The 20,270-nt window shown below is 62.8% G+C and carries 19 protein-coding genes and 1 pseudogene; 6 read left to right on the top strand and 14 right to left on the bottom strand.

Going from position 1 to position 20,270, the window contains the following annotated elements; all coding sequences use genetic code 11:
• Positions 1-12 precede the first annotated feature (12 nt).
• The 3 genes from BMY03_RS06900 to gcl all read right to left on the bottom strand — a co-directional run bounded on the left by BMY03_RS06900 (position 13) and on the right by gcl (position 3,600).
• Positions 13-906, bottom strand: a complete 894-nt coding sequence (locus BMY03_RS06900; RefSeq protein ID WP_023631172.1) for a 2-hydroxy-3-oxopropionate reductase — start codon at positions 904-906, stop codon at positions 13-15.
• Between the two features lie 81 nt (positions 907-987).
• Positions 988-1,770, bottom strand: a complete 783-nt coding sequence (gene hyi / locus BMY03_RS06895; RefSeq protein ID WP_046856495.1) for a hydroxypyruvate isomerase — start codon at positions 1,768-1,770, stop codon at positions 988-990.
• Between the two features lie 54 nt (positions 1,771-1,824).
• Positions 1,825-3,600, bottom strand: coding sequence for a glyoxylate carboligase (gcl, locus tag BMY03_RS06890; RefSeq protein ID WP_023631170.1), 1,776 nt, complete (start codon positions 3,598-3,600; stop codon positions 1,825-1,827).
• Positions 3,601-3,857: 257 nt separating this feature from the next.
• Between gcl and BMY03_RS06885 the strand changes: the two genes are divergently transcribed.
• Complete coding sequence (locus BMY03_RS06885) at positions 3,858-4,298, top strand: GlcG/HbpS family heme-binding protein (protein WP_038705698.1); 441 nt, start codon at positions 3,858-3,860, stop codon at positions 4,296-4,298.
• Between the two features lie 120 nt (positions 4,299-4,418).
• Here the strand turns inward: BMY03_RS06885 and BMY03_RS06880 are convergent, their stop codons facing one another.
• Positions 4,419-5,030 carry a TetR/AcrR family transcriptional regulator gene (locus BMY03_RS06880; RefSeq protein WP_023629827.1) on the bottom strand — a complete coding sequence of 204 codons (612 nt, stop codon included), beginning with the start codon at positions 5,028-5,030 and terminating at the stop codon, positions 4,419-4,421.
• Positions 5,031-5,162: 132 nt separating this feature from the next.
• Between BMY03_RS06880 and BMY03_RS06875 the strand changes: the two genes are divergently transcribed.
• Positions 5,163-6,077, top strand: coding sequence for a DUF808 domain-containing protein (locus tag BMY03_RS06875; protein WP_023629828.1), 915 nt, complete (start codon positions 5,163-5,165; stop codon positions 6,075-6,077).
• Positions 6,078-6,165: 88 nt separating this feature from the next.
• Here BMY03_RS06875 and BMY03_RS06870 read toward each other — a convergent pair whose 3' ends face one another.
• The 7 genes from BMY03_RS06870 to puuE form a co-directional block, all read right to left on the bottom strand.
• On the bottom strand, positions 6,166-6,948 hold the full coding sequence (locus tag BMY03_RS06870; protein ID WP_023629829.1) for an outer membrane protein OmpK: 783 nt from the start codon (positions 6,946-6,948) through the stop codon (positions 6,166-6,168).
• Between the two features lie 350 nt (positions 6,949-7,298).
• Positions 7,299-8,084 carry an outer membrane protein OmpK gene (locus tag BMY03_RS06865; RefSeq protein ID WP_046856490.1) on the bottom strand — a complete coding sequence of 262 codons (786 nt, stop codon included), beginning with the start codon at positions 8,082-8,084 and terminating at the stop codon, positions 7,299-7,301.
• A 141-nt stretch (positions 8,085-8,225) separates the two neighbouring features.
• Positions 8,226-9,581: a nucleobase:cation symporter-2 family protein gene (locus BMY03_RS06860; protein WP_046856489.1), complete on the bottom strand. Its 1,356-nt coding sequence runs from the start codon at positions 9,579-9,581 to the stop codon at positions 8,226-8,228.
• Positions 9,582-9,776: 195 nt separating this feature from the next.
• Positions 9,777-11,093 (bottom strand): urate hydroxylase PuuD, encoded by a 1,317-nt coding sequence (locus BMY03_RS06855; RefSeq protein ID WP_094010613.1) that lies wholly within the window; start codon positions 11,091-11,093, stop codon positions 9,777-9,779.
• A gap of 55 nt (positions 11,094-11,148) precedes the next feature.
• Positions 11,149-11,652: an ureidoglycolate lyase gene (locus BMY03_RS06850; RefSeq protein WP_023631381.1), complete on the bottom strand. Its 504-nt coding sequence runs from the start codon at positions 11,650-11,652 to the stop codon at positions 11,149-11,151.
• A gap of 103 nt (positions 11,653-11,755) precedes the next feature.
• A complete protein-coding gene (gene uraD / locus BMY03_RS06845; protein ID WP_094010612.1) occupies positions 11,756-12,271 on the bottom strand; it encodes a 2-oxo-4-hydroxy-4-carboxy-5-ureidoimidazoline decarboxylase in 516 nt (171 codons plus the stop codon).
• Positions 12,271-13,197 carry an allantoinase PuuE gene (puuE, locus tag BMY03_RS06840; protein WP_038705700.1) on the bottom strand — a complete coding sequence of 309 codons (927 nt, stop codon included), beginning with the start codon at positions 13,195-13,197 and terminating at the stop codon, positions 12,271-12,273. Before puuE ends, uraD begins: the two co-directional genes overlap by 1 nt.
• A gap of 366 nt (positions 13,198-13,563) precedes the next feature.
• Between puuE and uraH the strand changes: the two genes are divergently transcribed.
• A complete protein-coding gene (uraH, locus tag BMY03_RS06835; protein ID WP_028692847.1) occupies positions 13,564-13,917 on the top strand; it encodes a hydroxyisourate hydrolase in 354 nt (117 codons plus the stop codon).
• Between the two features lie 182 nt (positions 13,918-14,099).
• Positions 14,100-14,348: pseudogene (locus BMY03_RS26585) on the top strand (RHS repeat-associated core domain-containing protein); the annotation flags it as partial.
• A 442-nt stretch (positions 14,349-14,790) separates the two neighbouring features.
• Here BMY03_RS26585 and BMY03_RS06825 read toward each other — a convergent pair.
• A complete protein-coding gene (locus BMY03_RS06825) occupies positions 14,791-16,140 on the bottom strand; it encodes an NCS2 family permease (protein WP_046856485.1) in 1,350 nt (449 codons plus the stop codon).
• 355 nt (positions 16,141-16,495) lie between these two features.
• On the opposite strand from BMY03_RS06825, the gene BMY03_RS06820 reads away from it, so the two are divergent.
• Together BMY03_RS06820 and aqpZ are read left to right on the top strand one after the other, a co-directional pair.
• Positions 16,496-17,251, top strand: coding sequence for a GntR family transcriptional regulator (locus BMY03_RS06820; RefSeq protein WP_038705701.1), 756 nt, complete (start codon positions 16,496-16,498; stop codon positions 17,249-17,251).
• A 149-nt stretch (positions 17,252-17,400) separates the two neighbouring features.
• Positions 17,401-18,099: an aquaporin Z gene (aqpZ, locus tag BMY03_RS06815; protein WP_038705702.1), complete on the top strand. Its 699-nt coding sequence runs from the start codon at positions 17,401-17,403 to the stop codon at positions 18,097-18,099.
• Here the strand turns inward: aqpZ and guaD are convergent.
• Together guaD and xdhC are read right to left on the bottom strand one after the other, a co-directional pair.
• The gene (guaD, locus tag BMY03_RS06810; protein WP_038705703.1) at positions 18,096-19,400 is read right to left on the bottom strand and encodes a guanine deaminase; all 1,305 of its coding nucleotides are present in this window, start codon (positions 19,398-19,400) and stop codon (positions 18,096-18,098) included. The genes aqpZ and guaD overlap by 4 nt on opposite strands.
• Before the next feature lie 10 nt (positions 19,401-19,410).
• On the bottom strand, positions 19,411-20,256 hold the full coding sequence (gene xdhC, locus BMY03_RS06805) for a xanthine dehydrogenase accessory protein XdhC (protein WP_023631389.1): 846 nt from the start codon (positions 20,254-20,256) through the stop codon (positions 19,411-19,413).
• Positions 20,257-20,270: the final 14 nt, after the last annotated feature.

The raw sequence follows: 20,270 nt of genomic DNA, 5'->3' as shown, positions 1-20,270 counted from the left end.
CCCGGATTCAAATCACTTGTCGTCGCGGATCGAGAAGTTGGCCATGTGCTCCAGGCCCTTGATCAGCGCCGAGTGGTCCCAGTTGCCGCCGCCCAGGGCCTGGCAGGTGTTGAACACTTGCTGGGCATTGGAGGTGTTGGGCAGGTTGATGCCCAGCTCCTTGGCGCCTTGCAGGGCCAGGTTCAGGTCCTTCTGGTGCAGGTTGATGCGGAAGCCTGGGTCGAAGGTGCCCTTGATCATGCGCTCGGCATGCACTTCGAGGATCTTCGAGGAAGCGAAGCCGCCCATCAGTGCTTCACGCACCTTGGCCGGGTCGGCGCCGTTCTTGGCGGCGAACAGCAGGGCTTCGGCAACGGCCTGGATGTTCAGGGCGACGATGATCTGGTTGGCCACCTTGGCGGTCTGGCCGTCGCCGTTACCACCGACGCGGGTGATGTTCTTGCCCATGGCTTCGAACAGCGGCAGGGCGCGCTCGAAGGCTTTCGGGCAACCGCCGACCATGATGCTCAGGGTCGCGGCCTTGGCACCGACTTCGCCGCCGGACACCGGGGCGTCCAGGTAGGCGGCGCCGGTGGCCTTGATCTTCTCGGCGAAGGCTTTGGTGGCGGTAGGCGAGATCGAGCTCATGTCGATCACCACCTTGTTCGGGCCCACGCCTTCGGCGACGCCGTTTTCACCGAACAGCACGCTTTCGACCTGTGGGGTGTCGGGCACCATGACGATGATGAACTCAGCTTCCTGGGCCACTTCCTTCGGGTTGGCCAGGGCCACGCCGCCAGCGGCGATCAGGTTGGCCGGAGCTGCGTCGTGGTGGGTCGAGACGAAGATGCTGTGACCTGCTTTTTGCAGGTTCTGGGCCATGGGGTTGCCCATGATGCCGGTGCCGATGAAACCGATTTTAGCCATGAGAGATTACCTCGTTGTAATTGTTGAATCTCGATGGAGCAGGCGGTGCAGGCCTTTCAGGAGCGGGCCTGCGCTCGGCCTTCAGATTGCGTTATGCGTCTTCAGCCAGCCCAAACCCGCCTCGGTGGTGGTCTTGGGCTTGTACTCCGCGCCCACCCAGCCCTGGTAGCCGATGCGGTCCAGGTGCTCGAACAGGAAGCGGTAGTTGATCTCGCCGGTACCCGGCTCGTGGCGGCCCGGGTTGTCGGCCAGCTGCACGTGGTTGATCAGCTTGAGGTTGGTTTCCAGGGTGCGCGCCAGGTCACCTTCCATGATCTGCATGTGGTAGATGTCGTACTGCAGGAACAGGTTGTCGCTGCCCACCTCGGCCTGGATTTCCAGGGCCTGTTTCGTGGTGTTCAGGTAGAAGCCCGGGATGTCGCGGGTGTTGATCATTTCCATGACCAGGCGGATGCCGGCGGCCTTGAGCTTGTCGGCGGCGTAGCGCAGGTTTTCCACGAAGGTCTTGCGCACGGTGGCGCAGTCCGGGCCTTGCGGACGGATGCCGGCCAGGGCGTTGACCTGGGTGTTGCCCAGCACCTTGGCGTACTCGATGGCCTTGTCGACGCCTGCGCGGAACTCTTCGACGCGGTCGGGGTGGCAGGTGATGCCGCGCTCACCTTTCGACCAGTCGCCGGCCGGCAGGTTGAACAGCACCTGGGTCAGGCCATGGGCGTCGAGCTGCTGCTTGATCTCGGCGGCGCTGAAATCGTACGGGAAGAGGTATTCGACGCCGCTGAAACCAGCGTCGGCGGCGGCCTTGAAGCGAGCCAGGAAGTCCTGTTCGGTGAACAGCATGGACAGGTTGGCGGCGAAGCGAGGCATAAGTCGTCTCCTTGCGTTGATTGCCCCCGCGCGCGGCGCGGGGGCGTCAGGCGATCAGTCCAGCAGCGAGATGGCGGTCGGCGCGTCGTTGCCGACCAGGGCGAGGTCTTCGAACTCGTTGACCGCGTTGATCTCGGTGCCCATGGAAATGTTGGTCACACGCTCGAGAATCACTTCGACCACCACCGGCACGCGGAACTCTTCGGCCATCTTCTGCGCCTTGAGCAGGGCAGGGGCGATCTCGGCCGGTTGGAACACGCGGATGGCCTTGCAGCCCAGGCCCTCGACCACGGCGACGTGGTCGACACCGTAGGTGGCGGCGTCGGTGGAATTGATGTTCTCGAACGCCAGTTGTACACAGTAATCCATGTCGAAACCACGCTGCGCCTGGCGGATCAGGCCGAGGTAGGCGTTGTTCACCAGCACGTGGACGTAGGGCAGGTTGAACTGCGCGCCCACCGCCAGCTCTTCGATCATGAACTGGAAGTCGTAGTCACCGGACAGCGCGACCACCTTGCGTTTCGGGTCGGCCTTGACCACACCGAGGGCGGCAGGGATGGTCCAGCCCAGCGGGCCGGCCTGGCCGCAGTTGATCCAGTGGCGTGGCTTGTACACGTGCAGGAACTGCGCGCCGGCGATCTGCGACAGGCCGATGGTGCTGACGTAGGTGGTGTCCTTGCCGAACACTTCGTTCATTTCCTGGTACACGCGCTGTGGCTTGACCGGGACGTTGTCGAAGTTGGTCTTGCGCTGCAGGGTAGCCTTGCGTTCCTGGCAGTCTTCCAGCCAGGCCTTGCGGCACTTGAGCTTGCCTGCGGCTTTCCATTCGCGGGCCACTTCGAGGAACACGTCCAGGGCCTTGCCGGCGTCGGAAACGATACCCAGGTCAGGGGTGAACACACGGCCGATCTGGGTCGGTTCGATGTCCACGTGCACGAACTTGCGGCCTTCGGTGTAGACGTCGACGGAGCCGGTGTGGCGGTTTGCCCAGCGGTTGCCGATACCGAACACCAGGTCGGACTTGAGCATGGTCGCGTTGCCGTAGCGGTGCGAGGTCTGCAGGCCGACCATGCCGACCATCAATTCGTGATCGTCCGGGATGGTGCCCCAGCCCATCAGGGTTGGCACTACCGGTACGCCGGTCAGTTCGGCGAACTCGACCAGCTTGTCGCTGGCGTCGGCGTTGATGATGCCGCCGCCGGCTACCAGCAGCGGGCGCTCGGCGTCATTGAGCAAGGCCAGGGCTTTTTCGGCCTGTACGCGAGTGGCGGCTGGCTTGCTGATCGCCAGTGGCTCGTAGGCATCGATGTCGAATTCGATCTCGGCCATCTGCACGTCGAACGGCAGGTCGATCAGCACCGGGCCTGGGCGGCCAGTACGCATCTCAAAGAAGGCCTTCTGGAACGCGTAGGGCACTTGGCCCGGCTCCAGCACGGTGGTCGCCCACTTGGTCACCGGCTTGACGATGCTGGTGATGTCGACGGCCTGGAAGTCTTCCTTGTGCAGGCGGGCACGCGGGGCCTGGCCGGTGATGCACAGGATCGGGATGGAGTCGGCCGAGGCGCTGTACAGGCCGGTGACCATGTCGGTGCCGGCAGGGCCGGAGGTGCCGATGCACACGCCGATGTTGCCCGGGTTGGCGCGGGTGTAGCCCTCGGCCATGTGCGAGGCGCCTTCGACGTGGCGAGCGAGGACGTGATCGATGCCACCGACTTTTTTCAGGGCCGAGTACAGCGGGTTGATCGCGGCGCCGGGGATGCCGAACGCGGTATCTACACCTTCACGGCGCATGACCAGAACGGCTGCATCGATTGCTCTCATTTTGCTCATGGTTTGTGCCTCATCGATTTTGTAATTGTATACAACTTGCGTTGCGGCAGAGTGTATTCATGGTCGGCGCAAAAGGTCAATCCATTTTCGTCGGTGGGTTTGACTTGCTGGTCATGGCGAAAAAGGGCGGCATTTCGTCGCAGTGAGACACATTGGATCAGAAAATTGTATACAAACAGTGTCTTTGTTGTGTTCTATCTTGTCTATTGGTTTTCAACTGCCCTCAGGGCTTCTCACAACAAGAAGAGGACCTTTTCATGAACGCATTGACCCTCAAACAGGCCGTGGGCGTGGTAAATGCCGCGTTGTCCGCAGGCCGCAAGATCAACGCCGCGCCCTTGACCGTGGCGGTGCTCGACGCCGGTGGGCATCTGCTGGCGTTGCAGCGCGAGGACGGCGCCAGCTTGCTGCGCCCCGAGGTGGCCATTGGCAAGGCCTGGGGCGCGGTGGCGCTGGGCAAGGGTTCACGCCTGCTGGCGCTGGACTCGCAGCAGCGCCCCGCCTTTTATGCGGCTTTGAACGGGCTCGGCGAGCGACCAGTGGTGCCGGTGCCGGGGGGCGTGCTGATCCGTGATCAGGAGGGCAAGGTGCTGGGGGCGGTGGGGATCAGCGGGGATACGTCGGATATCGACGAGCAGTGCGCGATCAGTGCGATCGAAGAGGTGGGGCTGACGGCGGACGCGGGGGTTGCAGCCTGATCAGGCTTTAGAACTATCGCGGGGCAAGCCCGCTCCCATGACCTGGACTTTTCCCTAAGGTATTGAATGCTTAGGGCAGTTCAGGTCGTGGGAGCGGGCTTGCCTCGCGATTGCGATGGTTCAGGCCACCTCTGGCTCGCAGCCCTTCAGCACCAGGCGGATGATGGTCTCCGCCGCCGCATCGTAGTCGCTGTCGGCCAGTTTGGCCTTGCCGGTCACCACGGCGATCTGCCAGTCGAAATCCGCATAGGTTTGCGTCGCCGCCCAGATGCTGAACATCAAATGGTGCGGGTCGACGTGAGCGATCTGGCCGCGCTCGATCCAGCGCTGGATGCACTCGATGTTGTGGCGGGCCTGCTCGTTGAGCTGCTCCACCTGGCGCGGCGACAGGTGCGGCGCGCCATGCATGATTTCACTGGCGAACACCTTGGAGGCGTGGGGCAGGTCGCGGGAGATGCGGATCTTCGAGCGGATGTACGCGCTGAGCACTTCTTTCGGATCGCCGTCGGCGTTGAACGGTGTCGAGGCCTGCATGATCGGCGCGATGATGCTCTCGAGCACCTCGCGGTAGAGGTTTTCCTTCGACTTGAAGTAGTAGTACACGTTCGGCTTGGGCAGGCCGGCCTTGGCCGCGATATCGCTGGTCTTGGTGGCGGCGAAGCCCTTGTCGGCGAATTCTTCACTGGCTGCGCGCAGGATCAATTCCTTGTTGCGCTCGCGAATGGTGCTCATTGTCGGGAATCTTCCTCGGGTCTGGCCCCTCCAAGAGGGGTCCGGCATGGTAGCACCCGCTCGGACGGGCGCTCAAGGCAGCGTCTTTGGGCTAGAATCCCGGCCATTCGAACCTACTGGAAACATTTTGACATGGCAGGAAGCAGCTTACTGGTATTGATCGACGATATCGCCACGGTCCTCGACGATGTCTCGTTGATGACCAAGGTCGCGGCGAAGAAGACCGCCGGGGTGCTGGGCGACGACCTGGCGCTCAACGCCCAGCAGGTCACCGGTGTGCGCGCCGAACGCGAGATCCCGGTGGTGTGGGCGGTGGCCAAGGGCTCGCTGGTGAACAAGGCGATCCTGGTGCCGGCGGCGCTGCTGATCAGTGCGTTCATTCCCTGGGCGGTGATTCCGCTGCTGATGGTCGGTGGCGCCTACCTGTGCTTCGAGGGCTTCGAGAAGCTGGCGCACAAGTTCCTGCACAGCAAGGCCGAGGACGACGCGCAGCATGAAGCGCGCAAGGCGGCCGTGGCCGACGAGCAGGTCGACCTGGTGGCCTTTGAGAAGAGCAAGATCAAGGGCGCTGTGCGCACCGACTTCATCCTCTCCGCCGAGATCATCGCCATCACCCTTGGCACCGTGGCCGATGCGCCGCTGAGCCAGCAGATCATCGTGCTGTCGGGGATCGCCATCGTCATGACCCTGGGGGTGTATGGCCTGGTGGCAGGCATCGTCAAGCTCGATGACCTGGGGCTGTGGATGACCAAGAAAGCCTCGGCGCTGAGCCAGGCGGTGGGCAACGGCATCCTGCGCGCCGCGCCGTACATGATGAAAAGCCTGTCGGTGATCGGCACCGCGGCGATGTTCCTGGTCGGTGGCGGCATCCTGGTGCATGGCATCGCGCCGCTGCATCACGCCATCGAGGCGTTCAGCGAAGGACGGGGCGGGGCGTTGACCGGGGCACTGCTCAATGGTGTGGCGGGGGTGATTGCGGGGGCTGTGGTGCTGGCGGTGGTTGCTGTCGTGAGCAAGTTCTGGCGGGCGCTAAGACCCGCGAACTGAGGCGCCTGGCCGGGGCTTGCCCCGGTTCGTCGGCAAGCCGGCTCCCACAGGAACAGCACGATCACTGTGGGGCCGGCTTACACTCGGATCAGAAGTGAACCTTGACCAGGAAGCTCATGGTGTTCTGATCGGTAGTGAAGGCATCGCTGTCCTTGATGCCGTACTTGTTCTTCCAGTAGTCGTACTCGATACCCACGTACAACTGCTTCTCGCCCAGGTGCAGCGCTTTGCCCAGGTCGTACTTGACCTGCGGGTTGAAGTGCAGGTTCGCCTGGTAGGTGCCGCGACGGTTCTCGTCGTTGTCCACCACCCAGTCCATGAAGCCGTCGATGAGAATGTCGGACGAACCCACGGGGATGGTGTAGGACCAGACCGGGGTGATCTGCCAGACATTGTCGCCCGGACGGCTGCCGTCGGTGGTGCGCTGGTAGAAGTTCAGCTGGAAGTAGTCGAAGCCTGGGATCGCCAGGTCGAAGCCGGGGCCGATCAGGTAGGACTCGGTGTCACCCTCGCCGAACTCGTAGGTCATGGCCAGCAGCACGTCCTTGACCGGGCCGAACTCGAGCTTCTGGTCGAAGATCTTGCCGAACGACAGGCGTGGACTGAACTCGCCGTAGTAGGTGTTCGGGCCGTTGCTGGCGTCCTTCTTGCCTTGATAGAAGATCTTGTCGAGGAAGAAGAAGTTGTCGCCGTACTTCCACGCATCGGCGTGCTCGAAGGTCACGGTCTGCTGGATCTCGGGGTTGACCTTGAAGTTCTTGCCCCACAGGTAGGTCAGGCTGTTGTTCTGCCATTGCAGCAGGTCACCGGCTTGGCTGGCGCCGCAGGCCAGCAGGCCGCCGGCGAGGATCAGGCTATTGATGGTACGCATTGCGTGTGTCGCTCCCTTTATTGGATCTGTTGTCAGCGCTCGGGCGCTGTTCTTGTCTTTTGGGTCAGCTTTTTTCAATTGGCCACAGCTGTTTGGCAAGAGCTGCGCCAACTTTTCCACGTTGGGCACAACCATCCTGCTCGACGTCTTTCTGAACGGATGAAATGGGTATTTCACGCTGGCAACACGTTGGCCAACCGCCCGGAAACATTGACTGAGCGGTCAGCAAACGCGGGCGGGATCCTTCCCGCCCCGATCGAGGGGGCGCGCAGATTACTCACTTGCGCGCCGGGCCTCAAGTGCTCCGTCCTGGAGCACGGTGGTGCAAATTTGGGCGTTCGGTCAGTTTTTCAGAAGTGCACCTTCACCAGGGCGCTGGCCACGCTCTGGTTGCTGTCCACGTTGCCGTGGCTGTCGATGCCGTACTTGTCCTTCCAATAGCTGTACTCGAAGCCGACGTAAAGCTGCTTGGCGCCCAGGTTCAGGGCCTTGCCCAGGTCGTATTTGACCTGTGGGTTGAACTGCAGGTTGGCGTGGTAGGTGCCGCGACGGGTCTGGTCGTTGTCGACCACCCAGTCGATGTAACCGTCGATCAGAATGTCGGACTTGCCCACCGGGATGGTGTAGGACCAGGCCGGGGTGATCTGCCAGACGTTGTCGCCGGGGCGGCTGCCTTCGGTGTTGCGCAGGTAGAAGTTCAGGGTGAAGTAGTTGAAGCCGGGCACGTTCAGGTCGAAGCCGGGGCCGATCAGGTAGGCCTCGTTGTCGCCCTCGCCACGCTCGTAGGTCATGGCCAGCAGCACGTCCTTGACCGGGCCGAAGGCCAGGTTGCGCTCGAAGATCTTGCCGAACGACAGGCGCGGGCTGAACTCACCGTAGTAGGTGGTCACGCCTTTGCCGGGGTCGGCCTTGCCGTTGTAGAAGATCTTGTCGACGAACAGGAAGGTGTCGCCGTACTTCCACTTGTTGGCGTGCTCGAAGGTGATGGTCTGCTGGATATCGGGGTTGACCTTGAAGTCCTTGCCGTAGAGATAGGACAGGCTTTCGCCGTGCCACTGCAGCCATTCGCCGGCATGGGCGGGGAGGGTGGCCAGCAGGCTGCTGCCCAGCAGGACGGAGGTGGTGATGCGCTTCATGTTGTGATTCCCGGACTTATTGTTTTTGTAAGGGCTTTTTCGGCGCGCAGGCGCCCCGGACGGCCCATTCCGGCGGGCCGACGGTACTGCGTTACCACAGGGTTGAAGCGGGGCGGCCAGAGCGGCGCCGCCCCTGGTCACTCAATGCTGGTGACAGGCATCGTTGTGCGCGGCGCGGTCGGCGCCGCCGAGGATGTTGAACAGCAGGTTCAGTACCAGGGCGCTGAGGGTGGCCATGGCGATGCCACTGTGGGTGATGGGTTCCATCCACTGCGGCATCTGCGCGAAGAACTCCGGGCGCACCACCGGGATCAGGCCAAAGCCGACGCTGACGGCGACCAGCAGCTGGTTGCGTCGGTCGGAGATGTCTGCCTCCTGGAGGATCTTGATCCCGGTGGCGGTGACCATGCCGAACATGGCGATGGACGCGCCGCCCAGTACCGCAGGCGGGATCGAAGCGATCAGGAAGGCCGCCTTGGGCAGCAGGCTGAGCAGGATCAGCAGCGCGCCGGCCATCACCGTAACGTAGCGGCAGCGCACCCCGGTCATCTGCACCAGTCCGATGTTCTGGGCGAACGAGGAGTGGGTGAAGGTGTTGAAGAAGCCGGCGATGAACGACGCGCCGGCATCGCACAGCAGGCCGCGCCGCAGCATGCCCGGCGTTACTTCACGGTCGGTCACCTTGCCCAGGGCGAGGAACATGCCCGTGGACTCGACGAAGATGATCACCACCACCAGGCACATCGACAGGATCGGCGCCAGGCTGAAGGTCGGCATGCCGAAGTGCAGGGGGGTGACCACCTGCAGCCACGGCGCCTCGCTCAGGCCCGACAGGTCGACCATGCCGATGGAGCCGGCGAGCACGTAGCCCAGGCCCATGCCCACCAGTACCGACACGTTGACCCAGAACCCGCGCATGAAGCGGTTGATAAGCAGGATCACCGCCAGCACCAGGCCGGCGACCATCAGGTAGATCGGCGCGCCGAAGGCTTCGGCGTCATGGCCGCCGCCGGCCCAGTTGACCGCCACCGGGAACAGCGACAAGCCGATGGAGGTGATGACCGTGCCGGTCACCAGCGGCGGGAAGAAGCGCACGACCTTGGACATGAACGGCGCGATCAGCATGCCGAAGAACCCGGCGGCGATGGTCGCGCCGAAGATCCCCTGCAGGCCGACACCGGGCATGCCGGCCATGGCCACCATGCTGCCGACGGCGGCGAAGCTGGCGCCCATCATGACCGGCATGCGAATGCCGACCGGGCCGATACCGAAGGATTGGATGATGGTGGCAACGCCGGCGACCAGCAGGTCGGCGTTGATCAGGAAGGCGACTTCCTCGCGGGACAGGCCCGCCGCCTGGCCGATGATCAGCGGCACCGCGATGGCGCCGCCGTACATCAGCAGAACGTGTTGCAGACCCACCAGGATCAGCTGGAACAAAGGCAGGGGCTGTCGTGGCGGCGCAACAGGGATGTACGCCTTGGGTGACTCGGACATGCAGCACCTCGAGTTTTGTTTTTATTCTCGGATCCAAGCGGGCGGCTTCACGTGGCAGTCTCCGGTAAAGGAGGCTGGGGTTTCCGCGTGAAGCCGACCGCTCGATGCTTGCTTGTTACGTAGAGCTTGGAAGCGAGGCCGGGAGTACCGGCCTCATCGCGGGGCAAGCCCGCTCCCACGCAGTCGTGGGGTGTCTCAGTTGACCTGCGCGCCTTTGGCGATCCAGTCGCCGACCAGCTTGCGTTCCTCGACGGTCATCTGGGTGATGTTGCCAAGCGGCATGATCTGGCTGGCGACGGCCTGCGCCTGGATGCGCGCGGCCTGCGCCTGGATCTGCTGCGGGGTGTCGAACATCACGCCGCCAGGTGCGGCGCTGAACAGCGGGCTGGTCGGCTTGGCCGAGTGGCACACGGTGCAGCGTTCCTGGATGACGGTGTGGATCTTGTCGAAGGTTTCACCGCCAGCCTGGGCTGTGGCCTGGGCCGGAGCCTCGGCGGGGGGCGCAGGTTTGGCGGCTTCCTCGGCGCGCAGTTCGGCGGCGGTCTTGCCGCCCACGGCGGTGGCCGGCAGCGGTTGGTACTCGACCTTGGCGGCGGCCTGCTCAGGTGCGCTCGGCAGTGGTTTCGGGCCGGTCACGTACGCCAGGCAGATCATCGCCAGGGCGCCGACAGGCAGGGTCCAGGCGTACTTGTTGCTGTCGTGGCGGGTGTTGAAGTAGTGACGGATCAATACTGCGGCCACCGCGATCCCGGCCAGGATCAGCCAGTTGTACTGGCTGCCGTAGGTGCTCGGGAAGTGGTTGCTGATCATGATGAACAGCACTGGCAGGGTGAAGTAGTTGTTGTGGCGCGAGCGCAGCAGGCCCTTGGCCGGCAGCACCGGGTCGGGGGTCTGGTTGTTCTCGATGGCCGCCACCAGCTGGCGCTGCGCCGGCATGATGATGCGGAACACGTTGCCGACCATGATGGTGCCGATGATCGCGCCGGTGTGCAGGTAGGCGCCGCGGCCGCTGAACACCAGGCTGAAGCCCCAGCAGGCGGCGATGATCAGCACGAACAGCACGGCACCGAGCAGCGCCGGCTTCTTGCCCAGAGGCGAGTCGCAGAGGAAGTCGTAGATGAACCAGCCGGCGATCAGCGAGCCGATACCGATGGCCACGCCTTCGGCACCGCTGAGGGTGCTGCCGGGTGCCAGCAGGTACAGGGTCGGGTTCCAGTAGAACACCACGCACAGCAGGGCGATCCCGGACATCCAGGTGAAGTAGGCTTCCCATTTGAACCAGTGCAGGTTCTCGGGCATCTTCGGCGGGGCCAGCTTGTATTTTTCCAGGTGGTAGATGCCACCACCGTGGATGGCCCAGAGGTCACCCGACAACCCATCGCGCGGGTTGCTTCGATTCAGGTGGTTCTCCAGCCAGACGAAGTAGAACGATGCACCGATCCAGGCCACGCCGGTGATCATGTGAACCCAGCGAATGCTCAGGTTCAGCCATTCGTGAAGGTGTGCTTCCACAGTATGTACCTCTCGCCGGTCACGGTTCAGGCGGACCTGGGTGACCGACCTTTTCTTATTGGTGGGGATTGAGGATCAACATCTGTTCCTCGGGGAAGTAATGCTCATCGCAGTTGTTGCCGGAACCACTGCGATCAACCACCAGGAAGTCATCCCGCTTTTCGATCGTCAGCACCGGGTGGTGCCAGACGCCGCGATGGTAATTGATGCCCTGCCTGCCATTACTGCGGAAGGCGCGGACCAAGCCTGATACAGGTGCATCGCCAAGTGGCGCGACCACGATCAGAAAGGGGTTGCCGAGCAGCGGGATGAAAGCCTGGCTGCCCAGCGGATGGCGTTCCAGCATGCGCACGGTCAGCGGCATTTCCAGCGCGTCGGCGCGGAAGATGCTGATGATCGCCTTGTCTTCCGGCTCAGCGGTCTCGACCGTGGCGAGCTTGTGGAAGCGCATGGTCGAGCCGTTGTTGATCATGAAGTGGTCGCTGCCGTCGGTTTCGATCACGTCACCGAAGGGGGCGAAGGCTTCTTTGGTCAGGGGCTCGATCATCAGGGTGCGCATGCGGTTATCTCTTCTATTCGTTGTTCTGGATTTTGGTGGCCTGGCGGGCCGAGGCCCTGGGTGCGGACGCGTCACGCACTCGGGCCAGGGCGCTGCCAGCGCCTTACAGCTGCTGCAGGCGGAACAGGGCGATCAGGTTGATCTGCGCCAGGGCTTCCTTGAACTCGGCATCCGTGCCGTTGTGGATGCGCTTTTCGAAGGCCGCGAGGATCTGGTGGCGGTTGCTGCCCTTGACCGCCATGATGAACGGGAACTGGAACTTGGCCTTGTAGGCGTCGTTGAGTTCGGTGAAGCGGGCGAACTCTTCAGCGGTGCACTGGTGGATACCGGCGCCGGCCTGTTCGTTGGTGCTCGATTCGGTCAGCTCGCCCTGGATGGCGGCCTTGCCGGCCAGGTCCGGGTGAGCATTGATCAGTGCCAGTTGCTCGGCATGGCTGGCGCTGAGCAGGATGTCGCTCATGCGTTGATGCAGCGCCTCGATCTCGTCCAGCTCGGCCAGTTGCCCCAGGTCGTAGGCTTTCTCGGCGACCCACGGCGAGTGCTCGTAGATGTCGGCGAAGGCCGCGACGAAGGCGGCGCGGTCCAGGGTGGAGGGCTTGAGGGTCTTGAAGGCAGTCATCAGGCGTTCTCTTTCTTGTACGGGTGGGTGGCGTGCCAGTGGCGGGCGATGTCCACGCGTCGGGCGAACCAGACCTGCTCGTGGCTCTTGGCGTAGTCGACGAAACGCTTGAGCGCGGCCAGGCGCGCCGGGCGGCCGACCAGGCGGCAGTGCAGGCCGATGGAGAGCATCTTCGGCGCCTCGGCGCCTTCCTCGTAGAGCACGTCGAAGGCGTCCTTCAGGTACTGGAAGAACTGCTCGCCGCAGTTGAAGCCCTGCACCTGGGTGAAGCGCATGTCGTTGGTGTCGAGGGTGTAGGGGATCACCAGGTGCGGCTTGCCGGTCGGGTTGTTCGGCTCCCAGTAGGGCAGGTCGTCGTCGTAGGTGTCGCTGTCGTAGAGGAAGCCGCCTTCCTCCATCACCAGGCGCCGGGTGTTCGGGCCGGTGCGGCCGGTGTACCAGCCCACGGGGCGCTCGCCGGTGATCTCGGTGAGGATGCGGATGGCCTCGAGCATGTGCTCGCGCTCTTGCGCTTCATCCATGTACTGGTAGTCGATCCAGCGGTAGCCGTGGCTGCAGATCTCGTGGCCGGCCTCGACCATGGCGCGGATCACGTCGGGGTGGCGCTGGGCGGCCATGGCCACGGCGAAGATGGTCAGCGGCACGCCGCTGTCCTTGAACAGCTTGAGCAGGCGCCATACGCCGGCGCGGCTGCCGTATTCGTAGAGCGACTCCATGCTCATGTTGCGCGCGCCTTGCAGCGGCTGGGCGGCGACCATTTCGGAAAGGAACGCTTCGGACTCTTTGTCGCCATGCAGGATGTTGCGCTCGCCACCTTCTTCGTAGTTGAGCACGAAGGACAGTGCAATGCGGGCATTCCCCGGCCATTGCGGATGAGGTGGGTTGTTGCCGTAACCGATCAGGTCGCGAGGGTAGTCAGCGCTCACTGCAGTCTTCCTTCTTGTACGTATGTGCGGGTGGTGGGCGGGCCGCGTCGGGATGTCGCACCACCGGATGGGCTGATTGTATACAACTTCTTAAATACTTTGTAAGCCTGTTTTTCCGCATTTCTTCCCATTTGTCGCCTGAGAATGGCTTGCAAGAAACCTGCCTGATTGGTCAGCTAATGCCGTGAGGGTCGGCATCGGGCTTGTCTTTGCGACTGATGGAGTGTTCGAGGAGTGTTGACCTAGGACGCAGAAAAAATTGTGTACAATCTATCGCTAAACTGTCTTAATGGCTGCATTCCCGCACGGTGCCAGCCTGTTGCCGTGTATTTTTTGCCCACGTAGATGACAAGAGGCGACAAGCAAATGGGACGTTTGACCACACACGTACTGGACGCCGCGCATGGCTGCCCGGGCAGCTCGATCAAGGTCGAGCTGTACCGCGTCGAAGGCCAGCAACTGGAACTGGTGAACACCGCCCTGACCAACAGCGATGGCCGCGTCGATGCGCCGCTGCTGCAGGGCGACGATTACCGCACCGGCGTCTATCAATTGCAGTTCAGCGCCGGTGACTACTACCGCGCCAAGGGTGTGAAGCTGCCGGACACCGCGTTCCTCGACGTGGTCGTGCTGCGCTTCGGCATCGACGAGCAGCAGGAGCACTACCACGTGCCGCTGCTGATCTCGCCGTACAGCTATTCGACCTATCGTGGAAGCTAGTTGGTCGCTAGAAGAATCTTCGTAGGTCCTTGGCCCGCTCTCACACTGGCGGGCTTTTTTTCGTCTGCTGAATATGCTTTCAGGTGGGCCCAGCGTGCCCCTGACATTTTTGTCAGTGGTCTGTGTGTCGGTCGTTTGAGACCATCGGCCTTTCAGTCAGCTGAGCAGCCGGCCTGATGAGCACTCAATATGCATACGCGCCCTATGGCTACCATAGGCTCGCTCAAGTTTCTCTCGGGTTCACTGGCGAGTTGGTGGAAAGGGCAACTGGTCATTACCTTTTGGGTAATGGTTACAGAGCGTACAATCCGGTTTTGATGAATTTCAATAGCCCGGACAGTATGAGTCCGTTCGCCAAAGGTGGTTTGAATGGATACGGCTACTGTCAGAGAGATCCAGTGAACAACAAAGACCCAAGCGGTCATGTTAAAGTGTCTGCGATGTTATTGAGCAAGGTGCCGAGGCTTGTACTGCTTGGGTATCACGCGACAGATGCGTTTAATGTAAAAGGGTTGTTGCAGGGAGTTTCCCGAGGTCATTCACGGCCTGATAGGCGAGCTCAAGGGGAGGCTTTTTATATCGGGTCAACTCGTGATTACGTCAAGCCGTATAAGGATAAAGCTATCGATGGCGTTATCTTGGCAGTGGTTGCGCCTGAAGGGGTGTTGGTACCGGAGAAGCACTTTAGTAAGGATGTGTTTGATGTAACAGCGGTCAATCCGGCGGGCTATGGTTTCCTCACTGTGCTCGAAGAGGTTCCCCCGGGTGTGGAGTCAGCTAATCTGCCTAGAACAGGAAAATTCGCATCTTCAGCGGGAGCTACGGTAGTAAAAAGTGCGGGCGCCGAAGCGCCCTTTGTTGAAGCTGTGAAGATTAGAGAAACACAAACTTAGCGATAAAGATCGCGCACAGCACCCACAGGCTGGCCGAGATCTCCTTGAACTTGCCGGTACCCGCCTTGAGCGCCACGTAGCTGATGAAACCAAGGGCGATGCCATCAGCCACCGAGAAGGTCAGCGGCATCATGATCACCGTGACGATCGCCGGAATGCTGTCGGTGGCTTCATCCCACTCGATATGCGCCATGCTGCCCATCATCAGCATCGCCACGTAGATCAGCGCGCCGGCGGTGGCATAGGCCGGAATCATTCCCGCCAGCGGGGCGAAGAACATCGCGGCGATGAACAGCACGCCAACCACCACGGCGGTCAGGCCGGTGCGTCCACCTGCCGCGACACCTGCGGCACTTTCCACGTAGCTGGTCACCGGCGGCACGCCGACCACCGCGCCGAACACGCTGGAGGTGCTGTCGGCCTTCAGTGCCCGCGACAAGTTCTCGATACGCCCGTCCGGTGCCACCAGGTTGGCCCGCTGGGCCACGCCCATCAGCGTGCCAGCGGTGTCGAACATGTGCACGAACAGGAACGCCAGCACCACGCTGATCATGCTGACGTTGAACACGCCAACCACGTCCATGGCCATCCAGGTCGGTGCGAGGCTCGGCGGCATCGACACCACCCCGCCGAACTTGACCAGGCCCAGGCCCCAGCCGGCCAGGGTGACGCCGATGATGCTGATCAGGATCGCGCCGAACACCCGCTTGTAGCTGAGGATGGCAATCAGCAGGAAGCACACGGCCGCCAGCAGCGGGCCGGGCTCATGCAGCGAGCCCAGCTTGACCAGGGTTGCCGGGCTGTCGACGATGATGCCGGCGGTCTTCAGGCCGATCAGCCCGAGGAACAAGCCGACGCCGGCCCCCATGGCATGGCGTAGGCTCAGCGGGATGCTGTTGAGCAGCCACTCACGCACGCGCGAGACGGTCAGGAACATGAACAACACGCCAGAGACGAACACCGCCCCCAGCGCCGTTTCCCAGTTGTAGCCCATGGTGCCGACCACGGTGTAGGTGAAGAAGGCGTTGAGCCCCATGCCCGGCGCCAGGCCGACCGGCCAGTTGGCGTACAGCCCCATCAGCAGGCAGCCGAGGGCGGCGGCGATGCAGGTGGCGACGAACGCCGCGCCGTGGTCGATGCCGGCGTCGGCCATGATGTTGGGGTTGACGAAGATGATGTAGGCCATGGTGATGAAGGTGGTCACCCCGGCGATCAGCTCGGTGCGGACAGTGCTGCCATGCTGCTTGAGTTTGAAAATCCGCTCCAGCCAGCCCGTTTCGAGCGGTGGGGCGAGATCCAGCGTAGGTGCTTCGGATTTGCGGCTTTCCACAGCGAGTACTCCTCAAGTCTTTCTTGTTGTTCGAAGCCTGGTCCTGAGCCATGCACTGGGGGGCTTCGCGAGGGGGTGTGGCAGACGTCCGACCATTTTGTTGACTTTTGGGTCAGGAAGTTGCTCGCAGGATTATGCGTTTGTGTACAAAGAATGCAAATAATGTTTTATCTTTTGTGCTCACAAACTGCCGTACAACGGCTATATAGGTAAAAGGCCACCTGCAGAAACGGGTCAGCCTGTGTACAATGGCGCCATACCTTGGCCCCTTTTCTTCTTCCAGGACTTGCCATCCCCCCGCTGACCGGTATTACAGTCACGGTCCGACTGGCAGATCCTTTGTGCTCGAGAGCCCATGAACGAACAGCTGCAACCTCTGAAAAAACCTGTGCGCACTGGCAAGGCCGGCCGCAGCGGTACCCAGGACGACATCGTCTATGCGCATATCTTCGAGGCGATCCTCGAGCAGCGTCTGGCACCGGGCACCAAGTTGAGCGAGGAAGCACTGGGCGAGATCTTCGGCGTCAGCCGCACCATCATCCGCCGCGCCCTGTCGCGCCTGGCCCATGAGAGCGTGGTGCTGTTGCGGCCCAACCGTGGTGCGGTGGTGGCCAGCCCTACGGTCGAGGAGGCGCGGCAGGTGTTCTTCTCGCGGCGCATGGTCGAGCGCGCGATCACCGAGCTGGCCGTGCAGCACGCCACCCTCGAACAGCTCAACGAACTGCGCCAGATGGTCCGCGAGGAGCGTGACAGCTTCTCCCGTGGCGACCGTGGCGCCGGTATCCGCCTGTCCGGCGAGTTCCACCTCAAGCTGGCCGAAGCCGCCGGCAATGCGCCACTGGTGAGCTTCCAGCGCAGCCTGGTGTCGCAGACTTCGCTGATCATCGCCCAGTACGAAAGCGGTAACCGCTCGCACTGCTCGTACGATGAGCACATGCAGCTGATCGATGCGATCGAGGCCCGTGATGCCGAGCAGGCGGTAAGCCTGATGATGCATCACATGGACCATATCGACAGCAAGCTCAATCTCGACGAGGAGAGCGCCTCGGACGACCTGCACGCGGTGTTCTCGCACCTGCTGAAAAAGCCCAAGGCTACCGCCAAGGGTTGAACGTTTGCCTTGATGACCGAAGGGCCGCTTAGCGGCCCTTCGTCGTTACTGGCCCTTGGCCAAAGCTCTGCTAGATTTCACACCAGCAAACCTTCATCAAGCAGTTGGGCTTGCGCAGTCGTTGCGTCCAATTACTTGAGGAAGGGTTCATGACTTCATCTCTGGGTGTGCGCATGGGTGCCGAGCTGGTCGGCACTTTCTGGCTGGTCCTTGGCGGGTGCGGCAGTGCCGTGCTGGCCGCCAGTTCTCCCGTTGGCATCGGCGTTCTCGGTGTCGCTTTCGCGTTCGGCCTGACTGTCCTGACCATGGCCTTCGCCATCGGCCATATCTCGGGTTGTCACCTCAATCCGGCCGTGTCGTTCGGTTTGGTGGTGGGCGGGCGGTTCCCGGCAAAAGAGCTGCTGCCCTATGTGATTGCCCAAGTGATCGGCGCCATCCTGGCCGCAGCGGTGATCTACTTCATCGCCAGTGGCAAAGCCGGCTTCGAACTGGCCAGCGGCCTGGCCTCGAACGGGTACGGCGAGCATTCGCCGGGCGGCTACACGCTGGCGGCAGGCTTCACCAGTGAGGTGGTGATGACCGCGATGTTCCTGGTGATCATCATGGGCGCCACCGATGCCAGGGCACCGGCCGGCTTTGCGCCAATTGCGATTGGCCTGGCGCTGACCCTGATACATCTGATTTCGATTCCGGTCACCAACACCTCGGTCAACCCGGCACGCAGCACAGGGCCGGCCTTGTTCGTGGGTGGCTGGGCGCTGCAGCAGCTGTGGTTGTTCTGGCTGGCGCCGCTGATCGGGGCAGCGATCGGCGGCGCACTGTACCGAGGGTTGGCGAAACAGCCTTAGCGCTGGTGCACGCAACGCCCGGCGGCGTAGGTTTCACGCACGGTGCGGTCGTCGCCCAGGGTGGTGAGCACGAACAAGGTCTCCTCGATGCTCTTCGACTGCTGCAGACGGTAGTCCAACAACGGGGTGGCCTTGTAGTCGAGCACCACGAAGTCGGCGTCATTGCCCGGGCGCAGGCTGCCGATGCGGTCGTCCAGGCGCAGGGCGCGGGCGCCGCCTAGGGTAGCCAGGTACAGCGACTTGTACGGGTGCAGGCGCGCGCCTTGCAGCTGCATCACCTTGTACGCCTCGTTGAGGGTGTTGAGCAGAGAGAAGCTGGTGCCGGCGCCGACATCGGTGCCCAGGCCGACGTTGACCTTGAAGCGCTCGGCCTGGGGCAGGTTGAACAGGCCGCTGCCGAGGAACAGGTTGGAGGTCGGGCAGAAGGCGATGGCCGAACCGGTTTCGGCCAGGCGCTGGCACTCGTCGTCGCACAGGTGCACGCCGTGGGCGAACACCGAGCGCTCGCCGAGCAGCTCGAAGTGGTCGTAGACGTCAAGGTAGCCTTTCTGCTCGGGGAACAGTTCCTTGACCCAGTCGATTTCCTTGAGGTTCTCCGACAGGTGAGTGTGCATGTACACGCCCGGGTGCTCCTTGAGCAACTGACCGGCCACGCTCAACTGTTCCGGCGTGCTGGTCGGCGCGAAGCGGGGGGTGACCGCGTAGTGCAGGCGGCCCTTGCCGTGCCAGCGCTCGATCAACATCTTGCTGTCGCGGTAGCTGGACTCGGCGGTGTCGGTCAGGTAGTCGGGCGCGTTGCGGTCCATCATCACCTTGCCGGCGATCATGCGCAGGTCCAGGCGCTCGGCCTCCTCGAACAGGGCGTTGACCGACTCGGGGTGCACGCTGCCGAACACCAGCGCGGTGGTGGTGCCGTTGCGCAGCAGTTCGGCGAGGAAGATCTTCGCCACCTGGTCGGCGTGGGCCTTGTCGGCGAACTGCTTTTCGCAGGGGAAGGTGTAGGTGTTCAGCCAGTCCAGCAGCTGTTCGCCATAGGAGCCGATCATGCCGGTCTGCGGGAAGTGGATATGGGTGTCGATGAAGCCCGGAGTGATCAGGGCGTCCTGGTAGTGTTGCACCGGGATGTCAGCGTCGAGGGTCGGCAGCAGCTCGCTGGCATGGCCCAGGGCGCTGATGCGGCCGCCGTCGACTACCAGCAGGCCGTCTTCATAGTATTCGCAGGACGCCTCCAGGCCGACCTCGGCGGGGTCGGCGATGCTGTGCAGGATGGCGGCTCGGTAGGCTTTGCGGGTTGCGCTCATGGGGCTCTCGTCAAAGGGTCTGGCTGCGTCGCGAGGACGGCAGCAACTGGGCGATGGGGCCTGAATTGGCGGCAGCGTCGTGCTGGCCGAAGCAGGCGTTGTAGGTGGCAATGATTTCGGCGGCGATGGACACGGCGATCTCGATCGGCAGCTTGCCCTTGACCTCGGCCAGGCCCATCGGGCAGCGCATGCGCGCCATCAGCGCGTCTTCGAAGCCGCGCTCGCGCAGGCGGTGCTCGAACTTGACGCGCTTGGTCTTCGAACCGATCAGGCCGAACCAGGTGAAGTCGTTGCGCTTGAGGATCGCGGCGGTCAGCTCCAGGTCCAGCTGGTGGTTATGGGTCATGACGATGCAGTAGCTGCCGGCGGGCAGGTCGGCGACTTCGTCGACCGGCTCTTCGCTGACGATCTTGCTCACCCCGTCGGGGATGAGCGCGGGGAATTCCTGCTCGCGCGAATCGATCCAGCGCACCCGGCAGGGCAGCGCGGCGAGCAAGGGTACCAGAGCGCGGCCGACATGGCCCGCGCCGAACACGGCGATCTCGGCCTGCACGCCACTCATCGGCTCGAACAGCAGCACGGTGGCGCCGCCGCAGCACTGGCCGAGGCTGGCGCCGAGGCTGAAGCGCTCCAGATGCGGGGTGCTGCGGTGTTCCGCGAGCATCTGCCGGGCGATGTGCAGGGCCTTGAACTCCAGGTGGCCGCCGCCGATGGTGTCGTACAGCGCGCTGGTGCTGACTACCATTTTCGAGCCGGCGTTGCGCGGAGTGGAGCCGCGCTCCTCGATGATGGTCACCAACACGCAGGGTTCGCCACGGGCTTGGTGGTCGGCGAGGGCGTTGATCCATTGATGCATGTCTTCAGTCCTCC

The sequence above is a fragment of the Pseudomonas soli genome (assembly GCF_900110655.1).
Lineage (GTDB): Bacteria > Pseudomonadota > Gammaproteobacteria > Pseudomonadales > Pseudomonadaceae > Aquipseudomonas > Aquipseudomonas soli.
Note: the sequence above shows the minus strand (reverse complement) of the source record. Positions and strands in the feature narration are given on the sequence as shown.

Bases quoted from the DNA above. Each gene is read 5' to 3' on its own strand.
- BMY03_RS06885 (WP_038705698.1), top strand. From the start codon at position 3,858: ATGAACGCATTGACCCTCAAACAGGCCGTGGGCGTGGTAAATGCCGCG.
- BMY03_RS06880 (WP_023629827.1), bottom strand. From the start codon at position 5,030: ATGAGCACCATTCGCGAGCGCAACAAGGAATTGATCCTGCGCGCAGCC.
- uraH (WP_028692847.1), top strand. From the start codon at position 13,564: ATGGGACGTTTGACCACACACGTACTGGACGCCGCGCATGGCTGCCCG.
- xdhC (WP_023631389.1), bottom strand. From the start codon at position 20,256: ATGCATCAATGGATCAACGCCCTCGCCGACCACCAAGCCCGTGGCGAA.
- BMY03_RS06850 (WP_023631381.1), bottom strand. From the start codon at position 11,652: ATGCGCACCCTGATGATCGAGCCCCTGACCAAAGAAGCCTTCGCCCCC.
- BMY03_RS06865 (WP_046856490.1), bottom strand. From the start codon at position 8,084: ATGAAGCGCATCACCACCTCCGTCCTGCTGGGCAGCAGCCTGCTGGCC.
- BMY03_RS06870 (WP_023629829.1), bottom strand. From the start codon at position 6,948: ATGCGTACCATCAATAGCCTGATCCTCGCCGGCGGCCTGCTGGCCTGC.
- BMY03_RS06820 (WP_038705701.1), top strand. From the start codon at position 16,496: ATGAACGAACAGCTGCAACCTCTGAAAAAACCTGTGCGCACTGGCAAG.
- hyi (WP_046856495.1), bottom strand. From the start codon at position 1,770: ATGCCTCGCTTCGCCGCCAACCTGTCCATGCTGTTCACCGAACAGGAC.
- BMY03_RS06900 (WP_023631172.1), bottom strand. From the start codon at position 906: ATGGCTAAAATCGGTTTCATCGGCACCGGCATCATGGGCAACCCCATG.
- BMY03_RS06860 (WP_046856489.1), bottom strand. From the start codon at position 9,581: ATGTCCGAGTCACCCAAGGCGTACATCCCTGTTGCGCCGCCACGACAG.
- guaD (WP_038705703.1), bottom strand. From the start codon at position 19,400: ATGAGCGCAACCCGCAAAGCCTACCGAGCCGCCATCCTGCACAGCATC.
- gcl (WP_023631170.1), bottom strand. From the start codon at position 3,600: ATGAGCAAAATGAGAGCAATCGATGCAGCCGTTCTGGTCATGCGCCGT.
- BMY03_RS06875 (WP_023629828.1), top strand. From the start codon at position 5,163: ATGGCAGGAAGCAGCTTACTGGTATTGATCGACGATATCGCCACGGTC.
- aqpZ (WP_038705702.1), top strand. From the start codon at position 17,401: ATGACTTCATCTCTGGGTGTGCGCATGGGTGCCGAGCTGGTCGGCACT.
- uraD (WP_094010612.1), bottom strand. From the start codon at position 12,271: ATGACTGCCTTCAAGACCCTCAAGCCCTCCACCCTGGACCGCGCCGCC.